The sequence below is a fragment of the Pradoshia sp. Z6_59 genome, assembly GCF_058267515.1.
In genome coordinates this window covers 79,028-99,994 of the sequence record NZ_JBZCPP010000013.1, presented here as the reverse complement: position 1 = coordinate 99,994, position 20,967 = coordinate 79,028, and the positions used below count along the sequence as shown (strand labels likewise).

The following is a 20,967-nucleotide window of genomic DNA, read 5'->3' as shown; positions in this document are numbered from 1 at the left end:
GGCATACCCAAAAACAGTATAGCATATAAAAAAATGAAATATACAGAGAGATATTGACAACCTATTAGCTGGTTTAGCTCTACAAAGGATTTAATTAATTTCCGCAAAATGTTACAATGAAAACAAAAATAACCAAATTTATCAACTACTCCCAGAAAATATTTAAGAAAGAGGGGATATCTTGTCTTTTCTCAAAAATAATCTATTTTTGTCTGCGACAGCATTAGTTATAACATTACTTGTAGTAAATGCAACTGTACAAACAACTGTTGAAGGTTAGTTTTACCAATTTATTGAATTATTTATTATCTTTGGTATTTCGTTTGGGATATTAAAATTAGTTTCGCTAGTACCAGTTCCAGCATCTAAATGATGAAGGTTGAATCAAGCTAAGGTGATAACTGAAATCAAGGCTGTCAAATTGACGGTCTTTTTTATGCTACTAACGGGGCAGTTTAGCGGAAGAAGGAATTAAGTTTGTTAATGAAGAATTGATTATATGAATTAATCACAGGAAGGTAAAGTGGTGATATTTTGACAATAATAAATGGTGAATATTATGTAGAAATAAATTCAATCAAGCATTGGATTAAAATTGAAGGTGCTGAGAATAATACAACGCCATTAATTATTCTTCACGGAGGCCCTGGGGGTAATAATTACACATTTGAAAGAACTACTGGCCCACAGCTATCAGAAACTAGAACAGTCATATATTATGAACAACGAGGCTGCGGAAGAAGTGCGAAGCCACCAGTTGATACTGACTACAAACGAGAGCAACTTATTGCTGATTTTAGCAAAATAAAATTATGGTTAGGCATAGAAAAAGTTGATTTATTAGGTTATTCGTTTGGTGGTGAACTAGCTCTTGAGATAGCTTATTCTTTACCAGATGCAATCGATAAAATCGTTTTATCAGGTCCCAGTTTATTTGACTTAGAGATTGGAAAATTAGTTCAGATTGCTGGTTTTATGTCAGTAGCTGATTCCCATTTATTAAATAGAGTCAACGATATGATACTCCAAGGACTTTCTGTTAGTGAGCTCTACGACCAAATTTGGAATCAAGTTGATACTAAAACTGTAGATCGATTTTTATTTAAAAATCAAAGAATGGCTAACTTAAATAGGTCGTACTGGGAAGAAAGTCAGTTAACCAATACAGGTCTTATGCTAAAAACGTTGCAAAATCATCCTATGGAAATACCATTGATTAACCGTTTAAGTCAAATTCAGCATCCCATTTTAATCATTGCAGGAATATATGATCGTAATACAGGAGTAACGATATCTAATCTTATACATAGAGAACTTCCCAACAGTAGGATGTTGCTCTTTAATGAGAGTGCTCATTTTCCTGATATTGAGGAAACCATAAATTTTATTAAAGTAGTGCAAAATTTTTTGGAAGCGTGAACGTTAGCATTACTCCAATATAAAGGGCTATAATCAGCTCTTTTTTGTTATGCTGCTAAAGGGGCAGTTTAGTTCAATAATGGTTTAAATAAATATCAGCCTTAAGACTTACGCTAATTACAACTACAAGTGTATAGATGAAACGTTTTAAGGATGTTAAAATTTTCTATATAGAATGATTGATTGTAGTAAATAAGGAGGTGTGTTTTATGAAAAGAGTTAATTTGACATATCTTTATGCTATATGTATATCAATATTTCTCATAGGATGTAGCAGCGATAAAAAAGAAGATTTTGAGCTTGAAAAGGTTCAAAGTATTGAAGTGTTCTCAGTGGAAAGTCCAAACTCTGTTTTAAATATCATTGATAATAAAGATGATATAAATGACTTTGTTAATAAGCTTCAAGTTCAAAAATGGAGTAATGAGGATATTCCTTCGAATGTAACTAAAAGTAAAATTTATAAAATGTATCAAGAAGATACAATTAAACTGGGAAAGAATAAAACAAATCAAAAGGAACTTAAACAAATAGCTACAATAACTACTTATGAAGACAGCCATTATATAAACTTTAAAGCCAATAAACTAAACTTTAATTTTAAAGTTCCAAAAGATGTAGCAGAATACCTAAAATAAAGATAATTTATATTCAAGGATTTTTCATTTACTCGGGGGGCGTTGATCCAAGAAGGATTAAGGTCCTTTTCTGTTGAAATTCTTATGGAAGTAAAGGGGCAGGTTAGCGGAAGAAGGATTTCACCGATATTTATCGAAATATAGATATACCTGGTGTTTTATGGGGAAATATTATGTGAATAAATAAAAACCAGCTATCCCCGTGTAAATAACAATGGTTTACTAGGAGGTTAAATGAATTCTTTTCTTGAAAGATTTATGAGTTTGTTCTTTAAAGAAACTGGACGTAGAGTTAAACCTCTAATGTATGCACAATTAATTGTATTTGTCGGTGCAATATTTAGTTGGTTTCTAGCGAGATATAAATTTGATGATTCTTGGGGTTATTATGCAATTGTCTACCTTATGCTTGGGACAGGATTTTTATTAATTGGCATAGAAGATTTTATGGTCAGAGAAAAAAAGCGTAAGGACTACTTAATTTGTTCTATTGTTGCACTTCTTTTTTATTGGATAGCTATTGATAGTTATTTCTTTAACTAATTGGGGGTGTCCTTAGAGAAATTCACTCCTTTTTTTAGGCTTTATTCCACAAACGGGGCAGGTTAGTTGAATAAGAAGGAGTCTAGGTATACGTAAAAAATACCTTAAGGGAATAGAGATTATAGGTTAAATATTGGGAGTAAATATCCTTTACTGCTGAACAGTTTGTGGAAGTATATGGGTAATTTAGCGAAAGAATTAGTTGGACTATATTATTCAGATATTCTTATTAGGGGGTGTTTTTATGCATAAAAGATATTGGGGAGTTTTGATAACTTATATTTGTTTTATTTTTTCAGCTTTGTATGTAGTTGTGCCTATATTGACAAACCAATTTGATATACCAAAAGAAAATGGTTTGTTATATGGTAAATTGATATTTTCAATTCTAACTGCTATTGTTTTTTTATTTCTATTAAAACCTGATATTAAAAGGGGAGTATCAAAGGATGCTCTCCCGTTTAAAAAGTCTATAAAATGGATTATATTAGGATTTTTTATGGTACTAGTTGGTCAAATAATAGCTGGATTAATCGGAAATTATATATTCAGTTCAGGTGCTGTGCCTGGACGTACTCAATCAAAAACTGATATTTTAGACACTTTAAGTCTCAGTATGTTGCTAATCAACTTAGTAACTACAATTATTTTTGCACCCTTTTTTGAAGAAATTATGTGCAGGAAAATTATTTTTGGAACGCTATATACAAAGACTAACTTCTTTATTGCTAGTTTGGTATCTTCAATTGCGTTTGCTGTTCCGCATATGGATTTTAAGCACTTATTATCTTACATTGTAACGGGGTTTGTTTTGTCATTCATCTATGTAAAAACTAAGAGAATAATCGTTCCAATTATATCTCATTCATTTGTAAATGCCTTTGTCTTTTTAGGGGCATTGTTACAATAAAGAACTTATTGGGACCAAAATATAACAATTATTAAATTCGACCTTTTAAAAAAAAGGTCTTTACTTATGCAGCTAACGGGGCAGGTTAGTTGAAGAGTATTATTTAACTTGTGTTCCACAATCGGGCCATTTACTGGAACAAGATAACAATTTTTAACCATTTATTGTTATATTTATATTGTATTTGTAAAAGGATGTCTGTATAATCAGCCTAAATACTTTAGTTATATAAAATATTTAGATTTAAAATAAAGGGGTGCCGTTAATATGGAAATAAATAAGATGAAATCCATTTTCACAAAACTAGATGAAATTAATTATGTTTTACTTCATCATTACGAAGAAATCATCGGTCTTAATCTAACACCTCAGCAAGCATTGGTACTAGAGCATTTAAATATACATTCAAAATTATCAGTTAATGAATTGGCGAGTAAAATGAAAGTTACACCAGGAGTTATAAGTCAAATTTTAGCTGAATTGGAACAACAGCAATACATTGTCCGTTCGATTAACCCAGAGTCTCGTCGTGAAATTATTGTCACACTAGGAGAAAAAGGGACTAATTTATATCAAGCGTTCGAGAAAATCGATCAGAAAATAGGCGAATGGGAAGAAGACTTAAAAAGTGAAATACGTCCATTTATTGAAGCAAGTTTTGGTGAAACAACGGATTTCTTAGTTCACTTTACCACTGATAATATCGGTCTAAAACCTAAAGGTTATAAAGAGTCTGATGTTGCACCAATCATCTGTATTACTGTTCCTCGTAAAAAGAGCGATGATGACGAAAAAATCTTAAATGAATTAATTGCTTCTTTAAAAAGCGAAGATAAATTAAAACGCGGTTCGTTTGCTATGAGTTATATTGATGAAAAAGGTGTCATTTTAGATGATGAATGGCATAAAGATTTCTAATTAAATAACTTCTTCAATTTTCTTATTCCACTAACGGGGGCTTTAGTCCAATAAGAATTACCTGGCTTATATCTCCTTTTATAAAATAATAATCCTCTAAGGTCACTTCAATTTCAAATAACTTTTAAGAGGCTCATTACGAATCAAATGTAATAAGCCTCTTGTTTAGTAGAGCTAAAAATAAATGGTTTAACATAACTCTACAATAGTTATTTTTAAGCTAATGAGAGAATAGTAAATGATTAGAATGGATCTTTTCTATAAGTATCCGTAGCCTGTTACCGTCGATTTCACGAAGGAAGAGGCCCATTTTAACAATGGTATATCCTGTCCGTGATTGGCAATAAGTGATAGACCAATCGGCTTGTTATCAAGCGATACAAGTGGCAGGGTGATTTGCGGCAATCCCGCAAGTCCTGCGATGCACGTGAGCTGCATGTTTCTCACTCTGATACGCTGCATCGTTTTATCATTGGTGTTCAATAAGGGTGCTGCATCAGTAGCGGTAGGAAGGACAATCAAACCATCCTGGTCCAAAAGCTTCGATAAGAAAGAACGAATCTTTCTTTGTGCTTCAAGGCATTGTATGGCATCGCTTTTTTTCAATGTACTGGCCATTTCGAAGCGTTCTGCTATTCCTGGTCCAAAAGCAGGCTTTTCTTGTTGAATCCATTCACCGTGTTCCTCCCATATTTCGATTCCTTGAATAATGCGGAATGTTTCTGCCCATTCCTCCAAGCCATGAACGGAAATCGCCAGCCATTCTGCACGGTCAACTTTCTCGTCCAAGGATGATAAAACAGGGCTAAAGGCTGTGCGTATATGCTCTTCCAGCAGACTCCAGGCTTCTATTGGATAGTACAGTTTACTGAAGCTGATATCTTCTGCTTTCTCATCGGTAAGTAATACTGCACCGATTCTTTGTAGTGTTTCGGCGTCATTTGCCATCCAACCGACCGTATCAAAGTTTTTGGCAAACGGAATGCATCCTTTCATAGAAACAGCACCATGAGTTGGGCGAAATCCAAAAATCCCACAATAGGAGGAAGGAATGCGAATAGATCCGCCAGTGTCTGTTCCGATGGCAAAATCGACTGATCGAGAAGCAACGGCAACGGCAGAACCGCTTGAGGAACCTCCAGGTATCCGCTCCGGAGATTTCGGATTTACCGGTGTGCCATAATGGGCATTTTCTCCGTTCAGACTGTACATCAGCTCATCAGTTTGAGTAGTTCCGTGCAGTGAGGCACCATTGAATCGCAACTGTTCTATGACCGATGCATTCTGTGCAGCCGGCTGGTGCGTACGCAACCAATCAGGATTTCCGGCACTACTGCTATAATCTTTAATCGCAAATACATCTTTAATGGCAAACGTATGAAAATCTAAAGGACCGGACTGTAATGGGGGCAGGGTGATATTCTTATTGATAAAAGCATTCCATTGATCCTCCATTGGTGACCTCCTTTTAGTAATTATGTACCTTTAAATCAGCGTCCGACTGCGGCTCCGTCACTTCTTGGATCGGTTCCACCGTGCAAAAACCCCTGTTCATCAACTATGATGGCATTGGCATGTCCCATTGCCTGGTGAAAATCATCTACTACATTAACGATATGACCGGCAGCTTTTAAGCGGTCTGTTACATCTTTGCTGACACGTCCTTCGATTTTTAATTCCCGTGTAGGATCGCCCCAAGTTCTTCCCCAAACGAATCTCGGTGCGGTAATGGCTTGCTGCGGATTCATACCATAATCAATCATTCTAGTAGCAATAAGTGTTTGGGTTTGCGGTTGGCCTTCTCCACCTTGTGTTCCATATACAATGGCTGGTTTTCCATCCTTACATGCCATGGCTGGCATTAATGTATGGAATGTTCTCTTCCTTGGCTCCAGGCAGTTTACTTCAGATGAGTCCAATGAAAAGAACGAGCCTCGGTTTTGCATTAAAATGCCGGTATCTCCTGCTACAACGGCTGAACCAAATTCAAAATATAGGCTTTGGATAAAGGAGACTGCATTCCCGTCCTTGTCAACGACGGCTGCGTGTGCCGTATCCCGGCCTACCGGTCTTGTATCAATATCGCATGTATCCTCCAAATCTAGTTCCTCGGCGATTCGTTTGGCATATTGCTTCGAAAGCAAACGCTCAAGCGGGATTGGATGGCAGTCAGGATCAGTCAGTTCTTTATTGCGGTCTCTGAAACAAAGCTTTAAGGCTTCGACGAGAATGTGATAATACTCATAGGAATCGTGCTCAATATGTCCAAAATCAAAATCCTCCAATAGATTTAAGGCCATTAATCCGACAAATCCCTGTGAATTAGGAGGGACCTGGTACATGGTATAGCCACGGTAAGTCGTATGGATCGGCTCCGTCCAATCTCCCTGATGAGAGGAAAAGTCCTCTAATGTTAATAAACTACCTTTTTCCTGAAGGCTTGCAATGATATGCTCGGCAAGTTCGCCCTTATAAAATTCATCCCGACCTTTTTCTGCAATTAATTTCAACGTACGGGCGAGCTCTTTTTGTACAAATTTTTCATTGATAGCAGGGACTGTATGATTCGGTACGAAAATTTTCGCTGTATCTGATAGGCTCGTTAACAGGTCGAAATGTGTGACTGTGTTCTCGTATTGACTTTTTGAAAAAGGAAAGCCGTTTTCGGCGTATTCAATCGCAGGCTGAAGGACATCCGCTAAGGTGAGATTCCCGTACTTTCCAAGGATTTGATCCCAGCTGTCAATCATGCCCGGTACTGTAATGGCACTTTCGATGCCCCGTATCGGTATGGCATCCTGCCCTTTGTATCTTTCTCTTGTCACCTGTGAGCCGGAACGCCCGCTGCCATTAAAGGACACCATTTTTTCTTCCTTGGCATCATAAAGCAGCCAAAAAGAATCACCGCCCATCCCGGTCATATGGGGATAAACAACAGCTAAGCAGGCACTGACTGCCACAGCTGCATCAAAGGCATTGCCTCCTTTTTGCAGGATTTCATCCCCGGCCATTGAGGCTAAATAATGGGGACTGACAACCATTGACTTTGTCCCGACAACTGCATCATCATTCATCATCACTTAGTTCCTCCCGGCATGTATTTCATTACATATTCTACAAACGAGCCATGTTGTCCTCTAAACCCGTATGGAATGTAATCCTATGGGGCTCTACTTTTGGAAAATAGTTCTTCTCAAAAAGTACATGTCCTTTCTGGATGGTCGTCATCACACTGCATGGAAAGGTATGGTTCATATATAAGCTCTGTTTGTGCTTGGCGAAAAAATTGTTTTCATCGACCGTGTGAGGTTTAGATAGGGAAATAATCGCGAAATCAGCATCCATTCCTTCCTTGATTTCTCCTTTTGTTTCGGATAGACCGAATCGTACAGCAGGGGCTTTGGCAGTTAATTGTGCAACCTGAGGGAAGGGGAGCTCATATTTTAAAGCGAGTTCAATCATGCCCAATAATGAAAATTGTCCGCCGCTGATTCCTCCCCAAGCTTGAAAAAGAGTGTGAGTGGATGGGTCCTTCAATTCAAAGGGGCAAGGGGAGTGATCGGAGGATACCATATCAAATTTTCCCTCAATCAGTAATGAAATCAGTTTTTTCTGCTCATCCGGCTCTCTCAGAGGGGGAGCGCATTTAGCGATTGCTCCTTTTTCGATTAAATCGTAATGATTAAATAGAATATAATGGGGGCAAGTCTCAACCGTGACATTCAATCCGCGTTTCTTTGCAGCTTCGATTTTTTCAACTGCCCTTGCACTGGTTATATGGACGAAATGGAGGGGGCAGCCGGTTAATTCAGCATAGGTGATGGCCCGTTCAACTGCTTCAGCTTCAGCTAATATCGGTCGAGTTTCCAAGTAATCATTTGCGGTGATTTGACCACTTTGTAATTTTTCCGCTGTTAATGTATCGGTAATCGGTGCGCTTTCAGCATGCAGTGCCAATACTTTTCCGGTAGTAGCGATTGTTTTCATACCTTGAAGAAGCGTGATATCATCTGCTCTTTCGAATTCATCATTGCCGGTCGCGGACATGAATGCTTTGAAGCCAATTGCCCCATTATTGGCTAAATCCTCTAAGTCTTCAAGATTACCAGGAACCAAGCCACCCCATAAAGCGAAATCGGTGATTGATTTTTCAAGACCAATCGTCCTTTTATCTAACAGGGCTTCTTTCGTTACAGTAGAAGGAATGCCGTTTAAAGGCATATCAAAATAGGTGGTACATCCTCCTGCAGCCATCATTTGCGATCCAGTCTCAAAGCCTTCCCAATGTGCACGGCCGGGCTCGCTGAAATGAACATGTACATCAATCATGCCAGGGAAGATATAATGCCCGGTTTCATCACGCTCCTCCAATCCGATTTCTTTAATTTGAGGAGCTATCCTATCAATTTTTCCGTTCTTGATGCCAATATCCAATTTTCGTACTCCATCAACCAACACAACCAAACCATTGCGAATAATCAAATCAAATGAACTCATTGGATTCCCGCCTTTGCAATGGACTCAGGGGTAGATTTCAGCGCACCGTAGACTTCTAAAGCCGCCTGTACAGCCTCACCCCGGTTAACTTTACAATTATGGGAAATAAGGACGGCCTCCAGGGCAGCAAGTACAATTAAAATATTTTCTTTGCGACAAGAATAGCCCATTGTTCCAATGCGCCAAATTTTCCCGTGAAGGGGGCCAAAGGAGGAGGCTATTTCAATCCCGAATTCGTTCAGAAGCATAGAGCGAACTGATTCGCCATCTATACCAGCTGGGATTTCAATGCACGTAACAGTCTTTAATTTATTTTCTTTATTCCCGAACAGCTTTAAGCCCATCGCCTCAATGCCGGATACCAATGCCTTTTCATGGAATGCATGGCGGCTGAAGCGCTCTTCAAGGCCTTCTTCCAGAACGAGTCGCAAGCCTTCGCGAAGGGCATAAAGCATGGAGGTTGCTTCGGTATGATGATTTAGGCGTCTGGGACCCCAATAATCCTGGAGCATGCTTAAATCAAAATAATTACTGGCAATAATCAAGCCGGACCGTGTCATTTTTCGATCCTCCGCCGTCTCTAGCCCCTGCTCGACCTTTTTGCGACGAAGAAGTACCTGTTCGATTCGGCTGTTATAGGTGATTGGAGCACTGCCGGAAGGTACGGACAAGCACTTTTGTGTGCCGCCGATCAAGCCATCTATGCACCATTCATCCGCTTTTACATCAACGCCGCCAATGGTAGCAACGGCATCGACTACGAAGAGAATATCAAGTTCACGGCAGGTAAGTCCGATTTCTTTTAAAGGCTGCAGGCACCCTGTTGAGGTTTCCCCATGCACCATAGCCACGATTTTTGGCTGGATTTTTTTAATTTCTGCGATGATGGCTTCAGGATCAAATACTTCACCCCAAGGACAGTCCATTGTATATACATCAGCTCCGTACCGTTTGCAGATTTCAACGAGCAGGTGACCGAATCTCCCGTAAATAGGGACGAGTACCTTGTCGCCGGGCTCGATAATGCTGCATAAAATGGCTTCAATTCCTGAGCGGGAGGTACCGTCAATCGGAAAAGCCCATTGATTTTTTGTTTGAAAAACATGACGGAGCATATCCATTACTTCATTCATGATGTTTGTAAAGGAAGGGTCGAACTGGCCTACAATCGGTGTCGTCATGGCCCGTAAGACACGGGGGTCGACCTCGACAGGACCTGGTGTCATGATCGTTCGAAGTGGTGTGTTTAAGTCAGAATAACGCAATACTTTCACTCCTTCTTAAAGTCTAGTTAAAAATGAGGGAGAGCGGTTTAATAAGCCAATTTATAAAGCAGCTCTGTCAAAACCTCAATCCCTTTTTCTAAGTCCTCTGTTTTTGTATATTCCTTTGGCGAATGGCTTATTCCGCCAGCACTTGGAACGAATAGAAGGGCGGTCGGACATATAGAGCCGAATACCTGTGAATCATGTCCTGCTCCGCTTACGATGTATTGATAGGGGATATGTTGAGAGACCGTAATTTCTTCAATGCTTTTGTTGAGGTCCGGACTCATGGAGATTGGCTTTACATCCATCCATTGAAGAAGCGTCAATTTGAAGTCGGAATTAGCAGCTTTATCTCTTAAATAGGTGAAGATTTGTTCGCAGAACTGGTCAAGAGCATCCTCTTCATAATGGCGAATGTCCAGGCTGAGTTGAACTTCTTCTGCAATGACATTCGGAACGTTCGGCTTTACGAGCAGCCTGCCAAAGGTCGCGACTAAATTGGAATAGTCAACACTCGCTAGATTAGTAGTGAAATGGATGAAATCTGCTGCCAATGCGATGGCATCCTTTCGATAGTTCATAGGCGTTGTACCGGCATGATTGCTGGCTCCATGAATCGTAATCGTAAACCGGCGCTGGCCGACGATATGGCTGACAATCCCTATATGATTTTTGTTTTTTTCAAGAACGACACCTTGTTCGATATGTAACTCGATGAATGCTTCAATATCAGTACGAGCGGGGGAAGAGTATTGTTCACTGCTAAACCCGGCCGCATCCATAGCTTCGATTAAAGTTGTGCCCTCTGAATCTTTTAAGTTGACTGCATCTGCCATGCTATATTGACCACTGATGCTGCGCGATCCCCAAAAGGTAATCGGAAAGCGACTGCCCTCCTCCTCGCAAAATGAGACAACCTCGATTGTTTTCTTAGGTCTCCCATATTTGTTTTGTAAATACTCCACTGCAAGAAGACTTGCGATAATTCCATAGGCGCCATCGTATTTCCCTCCATCAACGACTGTATCGATATGCGAACCGGTTAGAATAGTTTTGCCGTTCCCAGCGGTTCCCGGTAAACGGCCGAACAGATTGCCGACACTATCAAAATAGGAGTTCAGTCCAATATTATTCATCTTCACTTTCAGGGCATGCTGTGCTTCTGCCCAGGCTGTTGAATAAAGGAGTCTTGTTACTCCATTCGATTCAGTTTTACCAAAATGAGCGAGCCACTCAATCCATGCGGCTACACGATCTTTTTTCATTTGCATAGCCATCATCTAACGTCCTTTCTTTATATCATGTGATAAATCCTCACATGATTACTGTACTATTATGGTACTGAATATTCAGATAAACTTCATTGGCATTAGTGTGCAACTTTTAAATTGTTTTCGTGCACTTTAACTAATTTTGTAAACACATGCTATAATAAATGAATATTCAGAAAACTTTAACGAGGTGATGCAGTTGTGAAGGTGGGCGATGTAACGAAGATTCCTGCACTCAAGGATATGAAAATATTAGCCGGAGAAAAAGGTTCCTACAGGGAAGTTGAAACTGTCAATATGATGGATGCCCCTGATATCATCTCGTATTTAAAACCGAATGAATTCCTGATTACTACCGGCTATCACTTTAAGGATCAGCCCTTATTGCTAGGGAAACTTGTAGAAGCGATGGCGGAGAAAAATTGTGCAGCTCTGGGGGTAAAGACAAAACGATATCTAGAGGAAATTCCGGATGAGGTCTTTGCAAGGGCGAATGCACTGGAAATTCCAATTATAGAAATACCGGCTTCAATCACACTGGGTGAAATCGTTTATCAAGCATTTTGTGTCATATTGGACCAGCGAACGGACGAATTGACCTATGCCATGGAGATACATAAGCAATTCACTCAATTGATCATGCGAGGAAAAGGTGTAAATCAATTGCTTTCGAGCTTATCGGATTTGATTGGTTTCCCTATCATGCTGATCAATCAACATCTGAAGCCGTTATCTTATTCTGCTCCCCAAACAAATGTATTTGCGTTTTTAAGCTCCATGCAAAAAAAGGGCTATATCTTTCCGATTAATCAGCAAACAAAATTTTCGTTTACGATGTTAACGACAAGGCAGACGTTTTCGGCGTTCCCGGTTTATATGGGAGAAGGGCGGGGAGGGTACCTGCTTGTGTCGGATGAGCTAAAGGGAGATGACCGTTTAAATTCGCTGATTATTGAACAGGCAGTGAATGTTTTATCCTTTGCTTTGATGAAGGAAACCGCATTGAATCAATTTAATAGAAGTATTCGTAATGATTTCTTCTATCATTTTTTGGAAGGGACTTTTTCTTCTGAAACGGAAGTGATCAATCGTGCAAAGGAATTTACGCTTCATCAAAATGATCGATATATTTGTGTGGTCGGTAAGCTGGATCAGGTGAATGCCCAGATTGGATTTAAGAAGCACCAGCAAAAAATTGAACTTATTTTTGAATTCGTGGAAGAGGAATTAATTGATTCGCGTACACCGATTCATTTTTTCACAAAGGGTGAGCAGTGCATCCTTTTATATGCGGCCAATCAATTTTACGATGAAGTAAACAGTCTGCTCGAGCTCGTTTTGGGTGAGATACAACAAAATATTTCTAGCTATTATAATGAGACGATTTCATTCGGAGTGAGCAGCTTATGTCAAAATTTATTGTATGTCCCGAATGCATATAAGGAAGCTGAGGCAGCCTTAAAGGATGGGATATTTTCAAAGAAAAAGGAATTTATCCAATCCTATCGGATGAAGGATATCCTTGAGCTCTTGAGGGCTGTACCTCAAGAGGATTTGAACAGCTTTTACAACTATACATTACGTGGCTTTGAATCAGTCAGTAAAGAAGAAGAGCAGACCTTATTGCAAACATTATCTGTTTATATGGATACACAGTGCCAAATCTCTGAAACTGCCAAACGTTTATATGTGCACCGGAATACAGTTGTTTATCGGCTGGAAAAATGCGCTGATCTCATCGGTGGTGACATAAAGGATAGCGATATGGCCCTTCGAATACGGTTAGCCTTAAAAATAAAATCACTCTTAGATTAGGTATAGTAACTAGTATTCTTCATAAAAATTGTCTACATTGGCCAATGACACAACAAATTATTCTGATTATTATGTAAATATATATTACATCAAATGTTAACTTTTCTAAGATTTGAAAAAGGTGATTTAAAAAGAGGTGTGTTGGATGTGGACAATAGAGCAGCTCAATAATAGCCATGTAGATCAGTTTACCTCCATATTAGGGGATGTTTTTGAACATTCAGCATGGATTGCCAGGAAGGCAGCTGATGCCAAGCCGTTTTCATCTAAAAAAGATCTGCATAATCACATGATTGCAATTGTTCAGCAGGCTTCAGTTGAGCAACAGCTGCAGCTGATTAAAAGCCATCCAAATTTGGGGAATCGGGTTAAAATGAGTGCGGCTTCAACAGAAGAACAGGAGCAGGCTGGATTACAGTATTTGAATGAAGAAGAATATGGGCAATTCATGGAGACGAACGAAGTCTATATGAAGAAATTTGGCTTTCCTTTCATCATAGCGGTACGCGGTAGGGGTAAGGAAGATATTTACCGGGCAATGAAGGAAAGAGTGAATCATGATCGAGAAGAGGAGTTTCAAGCCGCACTCCATGAAATATATAAAATCGCTCAATTTAGATTAGATGAAATCATTCAGTGAAGGAGGAAAATGAGGGTGAAAAACGAATTAAGAGAAAAAACGTTAAGCTATGGCAAAGGGGATGTATTTGCTTATCGAACATATGCCACTCCCTTAACAGGCATTAAAAAAATACCAGAATCAGAGTTTAGCGGACGAGATAATATTATTTTTGGAACAAAGGTGAAGGTGGCAATTGGCGGAAAAGCGTTTATTCCTTCATTTGTAGATGGGGATAATTCACTTGTAGTCGCTACAGATTCAATGAAAAACTTCATTCAAAGACATCTTGGTACATATACTGGTTCTACATTAGAAGGATTTGCTGCCTATGTATCAGAAGCTTTTTTGAATCAGTATTCACATATTGACCATGTATCTATTTTGGCAGAGGATATTCCTTTTGAAACAGTATCCGAATCCACGAAAGATGGGATTCGAGCAAGTAATGTGGTTTTTAAACAATCACGGAATGAACGCTCACGTGCTTCTGTTGAAGTGGTCCGGACAGAGTCTGGAATGGAGATTCATGAACAAAGCAGTTCCATTTTAGATTTGCAATTAATTAAAGTGAAGGGAAATTCCTTTGTAGGCTTTGTGCGTGATGAATATACCACTCTTCCTGAGGATAGCAATAGACCTCTATTTATCTATTTGAATTTACATTGGGTATACAAAGAACAAGAAAATGCTTTCGGAACGATTCCGGAAACATATGTAGCTCCAGAGCAAATTATTGATATCTCCACCTCCGTTTTCCACAGCATGGAGACTCCATCCATTCAAAATTTAATCTATGAAATTGGCAGCACAATCCTGAAACGTTTCCCGCAATTGCTGCAAGTAACCTTTGAATCTCAAAATCATACATGGGATCCAGTTGTCGAATCCATTCCAGGCTCCGAAGGGAAGGTTTACACAGAGCCAAGGCCTCCATTTGGATTCCAGGTGTTCACCGTCACGCATGAGCATCTAAAGGATTCATCGGTAACCTATGAACAAACATCAGCCCAAAACGGATAGGAAAAGGAGATCAGGAATGAGTGGGTTAAGTACACATATTTTGGATTTAATGCACGGGAAACCAGCAGAACATACAAAAATTGAATTATTTTATTACGAAGCACAAAATGGACGTAGATTACTAGACACCTTTTATACAAATAAGGATGGGCGCTTGGACCAGCCCTATCAACAGGAAAATGGGTTACAGGTCGGTACCTATGAATATGTTTTTTACATAGGGGATTATTTTCGTGATAAGGGTGTGGAGTTGCCGGAACCAGCCTTTTTGAACGAGGTGGCCGTACGTTTCGGTGTGGCGGATGGTTCTTCCCATTATCATGTCCCGTTGCTTGTTTCGCCTTTTGGATATCAAGTGTATCGAGGCAGTTAAAGTACCACGGGTTTCTCAAGTTATTTGGGAAACCCATTTTACCGTTACGTAAACAGTACATAGCGATACACAGATAAGCAGATTGGTTCGTTTAGAGGAAGCATCAAGTAATTCGTGTAATTTGGAAGTGGAAAGGGATGTGCTCATGGGAAATGCATACAAGGAATTGATAATCGGGATGATGAGGACGGGCATATTGGGCTTTGGCGGGGGACCTTCCGTTATTCCGTTAATCAGATACGAAGCGGTTTCGCGTTATCATTGGCTGGACGATGAAGAGTTCGGTGATACGCTGGCCATTGCCAATACGCTTCCCGGTCCGATTGCCACGAAGATGGCCGCTTATTTAGGCTATCAGGTCAAGGGCTGGATGGGGGCTTTCATCAGTGTAATGGCGCATGTCCTGCCGACCTGTTTGGCGATGGTCTTTTTGGTTGCTTTTATCAATCAACTGAGTGATTCTGTGATTTTACAGAACATGATTGGCGCTGTTATGCCTGTCGTGGCTGTGATGCTTGGACAAATGGCCTATGAATTTGGTGAAAAAGCGGTTAAGGGACTCGGCTGGTTACTTGGGATTCTATTTTTTGTTTTATCATTTGTTCTCCTACAAACCGTTTCAATCCATCCGGGGATCGTCATTGCTATTTTCCTCTTTTACGGAGCGTTTCATTTTAAAGTGAAGGGACGGTTAACGAGGAAAGGAAAAGAAGAAACGAATGAATCGAAAAGAGAGGGGTCTGGCTCATGATCTTATCCATTTATTATGTATTCCTGGCATTTTTAATTGCTAACCTTCTTGGGTATGGAGGCGGTCCGGCTTCGATTCCGCTTATGTATGATCAGATAGTAACCCGAAATGAATGGATGACAAATGAGGAGTTTTCAAGCATGCTCGCACTCGGTAATTCTTTGCCAGGACCCATCGCCACAAAGATTGCCGCTTTCGTCGGCTTTGAGGTGGTTGGCTGGCCAGGCTTAATAGCGGCCCTTTTTGCCACAATCGTTCCATCAGCAATTGCCTTGATTTTACTATTAAAGGTGCTAAAACGATATAAACAATCACCAGTCGTGAAGGGGATGTCACTGCTTGTTCAGCCGGTCATCGCCATCATGATGCTGCTCCTTACATACAGTCTTGCGGTAGATTCCTTACAGGCAATCGGCTGGTTTCATTCCATCCTTATTGCTATCCTGGCCTTTTTCGCTTTAGGCAAATTTAAAATCCACCCCGCCTTTGTGATTGTGTGTGCTTTCCTTTATGGAGGGGTGATTATTCCGCTGATATAAACAAGCGTCGTTTGAAGGAATATCCTTTGACTTTATTGAATATTGATTGTGATTGATTTTGAAGGGCAGATTCGTTGTATGAACAATGACAAACAGGGAATTTTCCCTTAATAAATGAAGGAGGGTTATTTCATGCTGTTTATGATTATTGTTAAAGCTTCAAAGAATTCAGAAGCTGGCAATCTTCCAAGCCAGGAACTCAGGCAAGCCATGTCAACCTACAATGAGGAATTAGTAAAGGCTGGCGTGCGGGTGATGGCGAAGGGACTTCATCCAAGTTCAAATGGGGTTCGCTTTTCATATCCTAAGCCGGGAGAAAAGCCAGTGGTCATCGATGGACCATTCTCGGAAACGAATGAATTGATTGCGGGATTTATTCTCATTGATGTGAAGTCTAGGGAAGAAGCTATCGAATGGGTCAAGCGAATGCCTGATCCACTAGGATTTGGTGAAGGTCAAATTGAGTTGCGACAAATCATAGAGTTTCCTGAGGTGAATTAATCAATCTAGCGAGTAAATCTATACAAATGTTCTCGACAAAACGTATGTCCTGTTATTCAACGATCGGGCGTTAATATCCTAGATAGAATTAAAAGAGACAATCACAAACGGTCTCCTGAAAAGATGTGAGCCATCCTATTACCGTCTGATTACCTCTTTCATTGGGGTTAAGTTGGTCGATAGACTTTTTTACGGCTCTTGTTGCCGGATTCCCTCAGTCGTAGCGCTGATATGGATCAAATCTTTCGTCCAAGACTCTCCTTATCCCAGCAAATCACGATGTACTGCTCACATTTTGTTCTAATCGCCGGAATTATATTTTACCTCCCAAAAAGTTTCTTTCCTAATTCTTATGACCCGCCTTGTTTCTCCTTAGATTCATTACATATGCCAAAATATTAGTCGGAGGAGATTTGATGAGACTAACAAAGATAAATAATCTTTACCAGCTTTCCTTTATGCCAAATCTTTTTCCAGTTAATTGTTATCTTATCGAAGAAGAGGAGTATTTGATAGTAATCGATGCAGGACTTCCCTTTTGTAAAAAAGCAATTATAAAGACAGCAAAGGTGATAGGAAAGCCGATTAAGAAAATAGTGTTAACACATGCACACTCTGATCATGTAGGAGCTCTTGATGGACTTACTCAGCAGCTTCAAGACGTTGAAGTATTAATTCCTAGACGAGAGTTGAAAATTCTCAAAGGAGATGTATCGCTAGAGGAAGGTGAAGGGAATATGCCTATAAAAGGCGGTATTCCCAAAAATATAAAGACAAATCCGGATACTCTATTAAAGGATGGTGATCGGATTGGATCGTTAGTTGCCATTCATACCCCGGGTCACACCCCAGGAATGATGTCGTATTTAGATGTTAGGGATCATAGTTTAATAGTTGGAGATGCCCTTCAAACAAAGGGGGGAATTGCTGTAGCTGGTGATATACGATTGCTTTTTCCTTTCCCGGGAATGGCAACCTGGAATAAAGAAAAAGCAATCGAGTCCGTTGAAAATTTGTTGGATTATAATCCTTCTTTACTGGCAGTCGGGCATGGAAATTTAATGAAGAATCCAGTAAAAGACATGAAACAGGCAATTGAAAGGGCAAAAAAGTTATTAAAGAGGGTCTAGATGATGTCAGTAAAGATTAAGTTTACAACCCTATTTCTATGGACTTCTAATTTCATTCAGGACCTGTTTAAACGTTAGGGAATTATCTTTGACATTAAAGGTTAACTATTAAAGATGGAGCCTGATGTTCAAAACACTTGGTCTACAAATACATGTATTTTGTAAATGTAAAAATTAAATAATACGTATAAATAGCATCTGTTTTCAGGTGCTATTTTATTTATTCCCTCTCCCTAATAAAAATCATCTAGTAATTTATCCTTTATAATAGTAATATATTATTTCAAAATAATATATTAAGGAGGGAACGTTCTAAATGAACAAAAAGCTTGTTGCTTGGCTGATGTCCATATCTCTTGCTTTATCAACCTTGCTCATCACTCAACCAGTAGATGCAGCAACCAAGCAGATGAAAGTCCATTTTATCGATGTCGGTCAAGGAGATTCTATTTATATTAAGACTGCCAATGGTGATGATATCGTTATTGATGCTGGCAATGGTAATGGGAAGAAGACGATTGATTATTTGAAGAAACAGAAGGTTAAGGATATTGAAGTATTAATCTCTACTCACCCTGACGCTGATCATATGGGCGGCATGAATGATGTCTTAAACGCTTATAAAGTTAAATCTGTATATGCTCCGAAAGTGGCTCATACAACAAAGGTATATGAGGATTTCCTGAAAGCAGTTAAAAAAGAAGGCTTAAAGATCAAGCAAGTCAAAAAAGGATTAACTGTACCGCTAAAAGGTGTAAAAGCTACATTCCTTGCTCCTGTTAAAACCTATGGAAAATCTGACTTGAATAACTGGAGTGCAGTCTTAAAACTCACATACGGTAAAAAATCATTCTTATTTACTGGTGATGCTGAAACGAAGTCAGAAACAGATATGATTAACTCTAAGCAAAACTTACAAGCAGATGTTTTAAAAGTTGGCCATCACGGTGCTAAAACGTCTACAAGTGAGAATTTCTTAAAAAAAGTTAAGCCAAAATATGCGGTGATTAGTGTTGGTAAGAGTAATAATTATGGTCATCCTACGAAAACAATTTTGGATAGACTGAAGAAAAATAAAGTAGATGTATATCGTACTGATAAGCAAGGATCTATTGTTGCAACCACAGATGGAAGTAAACTCACATTTAATACAAAACCTTCTGCTAGTGGTGGCACAACAACATCTACAACTTATAAAATGAAAGCTTCAGTTGACAACGCTAAACCTAAACAGTACGGTACGGTAAAGTTGAACACTTCAGGCTTACCAAAAGGTACTAAATATAAAGCCGTATTCCATTATAAGAGCACTAAAACTACTTATGATGGTAAAGTAGGTACTCCTCTTTCCGTAAAAATAGGAAAAGCTGCAGTTGGATATAAAGTTAAAGTTGATGTAACTTCAACCTATAATAAGAAAACGTATAAGGCTAGTACATCATTTACACCAATGAAAAAATAATAGTTTGTATGAGGCGATTACTTCGGTAGTCGTCTTTTTTTGTTTTACTGAAAAGAGTTGATTAGCATGCTATACGTAACCGCAGCTATTTTGCTTATAATGCTTGTTAGATTTATATTTTTTTAGTCTCTCTCGATTTAAAATGGATGTTACAAATATTTATATTTAATATTGGTTATTAACTATGACAAAATAATTTTTAAATCCATCGTGGGGTGACATAAATTTGGAGAAGGTCAAGAACAATAATAAGATGAGAAAAGATCTTGGAAAGACATCTAAGGAGTTGATAATTAGGTTTTCTTTAAAAGAAATTGTTTGAGGCATTTCAAAAGAAAAAATCATTGCCTGCGTATAATTTGTGTGATTTTTCTAAATTACCTATAATTAGTTTGCGAGAACAACTAAGAATAGGGGACTGAAGATGCGTGCTATTAAAATTTATGATCGTAATGATTTAATTGAAATCTCTTTTGATGATATTAAAAAGTACCATGGCTATGCAGCTTATATGGCGTTAGGGGTTGGGTTCCGTGTAGTGGAAGCAGCCTTTCAGGAATTGTTTGGAGATGAAATTCCGAATCGGAATGATCTTTCCGTTCAATCGGGGCACGGGGGACCTGGATTCCGTGATGTATTCGAGTTTATTACTCGTTGTAAAACGAGAGGGGTCTATACAGTGGATGTGAATTATCCAGTTGCTCAATACGATCCATATCGTGCGACCAGCTATGCATATGTTTTCACAAGACAAAATGGGGAATCTGTAGAAGTTTCGTTAAAAGAAGACTTTTTACCGCCTATTTTCTATGACTATTTGAAAAAAGGCCGCCAGGATTCATTTACAGTGGAAGAATATGAAGCCAATGAAGCGCTAAAAAAAGAATTAGGAAACCGTGCGTACGAAATGCCGATTGAAGAGTTATTGAATGTGAAGCGATTAAAATAATTATTTGCATTGGATTGCATAGTGGATAAATCTTTGTCCGGCACATTATAGCTTTGTCGGAGTGGTTCGTTCAGGGATGAATGATGGATTTATTACTTATGCAAAAGACTAATAAGTAAAGAAGGACCTGTTCTAAAGTCTAGGAATATGACTTTTTGAACAGGTCTTCTTTTGTGCAATGGTATGTTATTTATCCTATAAAACATATAAATAGAGCTTGCAAAAATATGATATGGATGCATTAATCCCTTTCAGCATGCGACTCAATAAAGTCTCGATAACAATCTATCTGATTATTTCTCCGTATTACAGTTTTTCAATAGAAAAGGTGGACATATTAA

17 protein-coding genes and 2 pseudogenes are annotated in these 20,967 nt (G+C 38.9%); 14 read left to right on the top strand and 5 right to left on the bottom strand.

Annotated features, from left to right (window positions below; all coding sequences use genetic code 11):
• Positions 1–534 precede the first annotated feature (534 nt).
• From AC4D4B_RS13945 to AC4D4B_RS13925, 5 genes are all read left to right on the top strand, one after another.
• Positions 535–1,419 (top strand): alpha/beta fold hydrolase, encoded by an 885-nt coding sequence (locus tag AC4D4B_RS13945; protein ID WP_491000277.1) that lies wholly within the window; start codon positions 535–537, stop codon positions 1,417–1,419.
• 209 nt (positions 1,420–1,628) lie between these two features.
• A complete protein-coding gene (locus tag AC4D4B_RS13940) occupies positions 1,629–2,057 on the top strand; it encodes a hypothetical protein (protein WP_491000276.1) in 429 nt (142 codons plus the stop codon).
• Between the two features lie 234 nt (positions 2,058–2,291).
• Positions 2,292–2,600: a hypothetical protein gene (locus tag AC4D4B_RS13935; RefSeq protein ID WP_491000275.1), complete on the top strand. Its 309-nt coding sequence runs from the start codon at positions 2,292–2,294 to the stop codon at positions 2,598–2,600.
• A gap of 244 nt (positions 2,601–2,844) precedes the next feature.
• Complete coding sequence (locus AC4D4B_RS13930) at positions 2,845–3,510, top strand: CPBP family intramembrane glutamic endopeptidase (protein WP_491000274.1); 666 nt, start codon at positions 2,845–2,847, stop codon at positions 3,508–3,510.
• Between the two features lie 267 nt (positions 3,511–3,777).
• On the top strand, positions 3,778–4,428 hold the full coding sequence (locus AC4D4B_RS13925; protein WP_491000273.1) for a MarR family winged helix-turn-helix transcriptional regulator: 651 nt from the start codon (positions 3,778–3,780) through the stop codon (positions 4,426–4,428).
• Positions 4,429–4,686: 258 nt separating this feature from the next.
• Here AC4D4B_RS13925 and AC4D4B_RS13920 read toward each other — a convergent pair whose 3' ends face one another.
• The 5 genes from AC4D4B_RS13920 to allC all read right to left on the bottom strand — a co-directional run bounded on the left by AC4D4B_RS13920 (position 4,687) and on the right by allC (position 11,470).
• Positions 4,687–5,883: an amidase gene (locus tag AC4D4B_RS13920; RefSeq protein WP_491000272.1), complete on the bottom strand. Its 1,197-nt coding sequence runs from the start codon at positions 5,881–5,883 to the stop codon at positions 4,687–4,689.
• Between the two features lie 35 nt (positions 5,884–5,918).
• Entirely contained in the window at positions 5,919–7,505 is a 1,587-nt protein-coding gene (gene ggt / locus AC4D4B_RS13915; protein WP_491000271.1) for a gamma-glutamyltransferase, read from the bottom strand.
• Between the two features lie 37 nt (positions 7,506–7,542).
• Positions 7,543–8,925 carry an allantoinase gene (locus AC4D4B_RS13910; protein ID WP_491000270.1) on the bottom strand — a complete coding sequence of 461 codons (1,383 nt, stop codon included), beginning with the start codon at positions 8,923–8,925 and terminating at the stop codon, positions 7,543–7,545.
• The gene (locus tag AC4D4B_RS13905; protein WP_491000281.1) at positions 8,922–10,151 is read right to left on the bottom strand and encodes a pyridoxal-phosphate-dependent aminotransferase family protein; all 1,230 of its coding nucleotides are present in this window, start codon (positions 10,149–10,151) and stop codon (positions 8,922–8,924) included. Before AC4D4B_RS13905 ends, AC4D4B_RS13910 begins: the two co-directional genes overlap by 4 nt.
• Before the next feature lie 86 nt (positions 10,152–10,237).
• Positions 10,238–11,470 (bottom strand): allantoate deiminase, encoded by a 1,233-nt coding sequence (allC, locus tag AC4D4B_RS13900; RefSeq protein ID WP_491000269.1) that lies wholly within the window; start codon positions 11,468–11,470, stop codon positions 10,238–10,240.
• A 195-nt stretch (positions 11,471–11,665) separates the two neighbouring features.
• Between allC and AC4D4B_RS13895 the strand changes: the two genes are divergently transcribed.
• The 9 genes and pseudogenes from AC4D4B_RS13895 (at position 11,666) to AC4D4B_RS13855 (ending at position 20,626) form a co-directional block, all read left to right on the top strand.
• Entirely contained in the window at positions 11,666–13,279 is a 1,614-nt protein-coding gene (locus tag AC4D4B_RS13895) for a PucR family transcriptional regulator (protein WP_491000268.1), read from the top strand.
• A gap of 145 nt (positions 13,280–13,424) precedes the next feature.
• Positions 13,425–14,921 (top strand): annotated as a pseudogene (gene pucL, locus AC4D4B_RS13890) (factor-independent urate hydroxylase).
• 16 nt (positions 14,922–14,937) lie between these two features.
• Complete coding sequence (gene uraH, locus AC4D4B_RS13885; RefSeq protein WP_491000267.1) at positions 14,938–15,294, top strand: hydroxyisourate hydrolase; 357 nt, start codon at positions 14,938–14,940, stop codon at positions 15,292–15,294.
• A gap of 145 nt (positions 15,295–15,439) precedes the next feature.
• Positions 15,440–16,045 (top strand): chromate efflux transporter ChrB, encoded by a 606-nt coding sequence (gene chrB / locus AC4D4B_RS13880; RefSeq protein WP_491000266.1) that lies wholly within the window; start codon positions 15,440–15,442, stop codon positions 16,043–16,045.
• Positions 16,042–16,584 carry a chromate efflux transporter ChrA gene (chrA, locus tag AC4D4B_RS13875; RefSeq protein WP_491000265.1) on the top strand — a complete coding sequence of 181 codons (543 nt, stop codon included), beginning with the start codon at positions 16,042–16,044 and terminating at the stop codon, positions 16,582–16,584. The genes chrB and chrA overlap by 4 nt, the downstream gene beginning before the upstream one ends.
• A 132-nt stretch (positions 16,585–16,716) precedes the next feature.
• Complete coding sequence (locus AC4D4B_RS13870) at positions 16,717–17,085, top strand: YciI family protein (protein ID WP_491000264.1); 369 nt, start codon at positions 16,717–16,719, stop codon at positions 17,083–17,085.
• Between the two features lie 416 nt (positions 17,086–17,501).
• On the top strand, positions 17,502–18,215 hold the full coding sequence (locus AC4D4B_RS13865; RefSeq protein ID WP_491000263.1) for an MBL fold metallo-hydrolase: 714 nt from the start codon (positions 17,502–17,504) through the stop codon (positions 18,213–18,215).
• 343 nt (positions 18,216–18,558) lie between these two features.
• Positions 18,559–19,368: pseudogene (locus tag AC4D4B_RS13860) on the top strand (ComEC/Rec2 family competence protein); the annotation flags it as partial.
• Positions 19,369–20,101: 733 nt separating this feature from the next.
• Positions 20,102–20,626 carry a hypothetical protein gene (locus AC4D4B_RS13855; RefSeq protein WP_491000262.1) on the top strand — a complete coding sequence of 175 codons (525 nt, stop codon included), beginning with the start codon at positions 20,102–20,104 and terminating at the stop codon, positions 20,624–20,626.
• Positions 20,627–20,967: the final 341 nt, after the last annotated feature.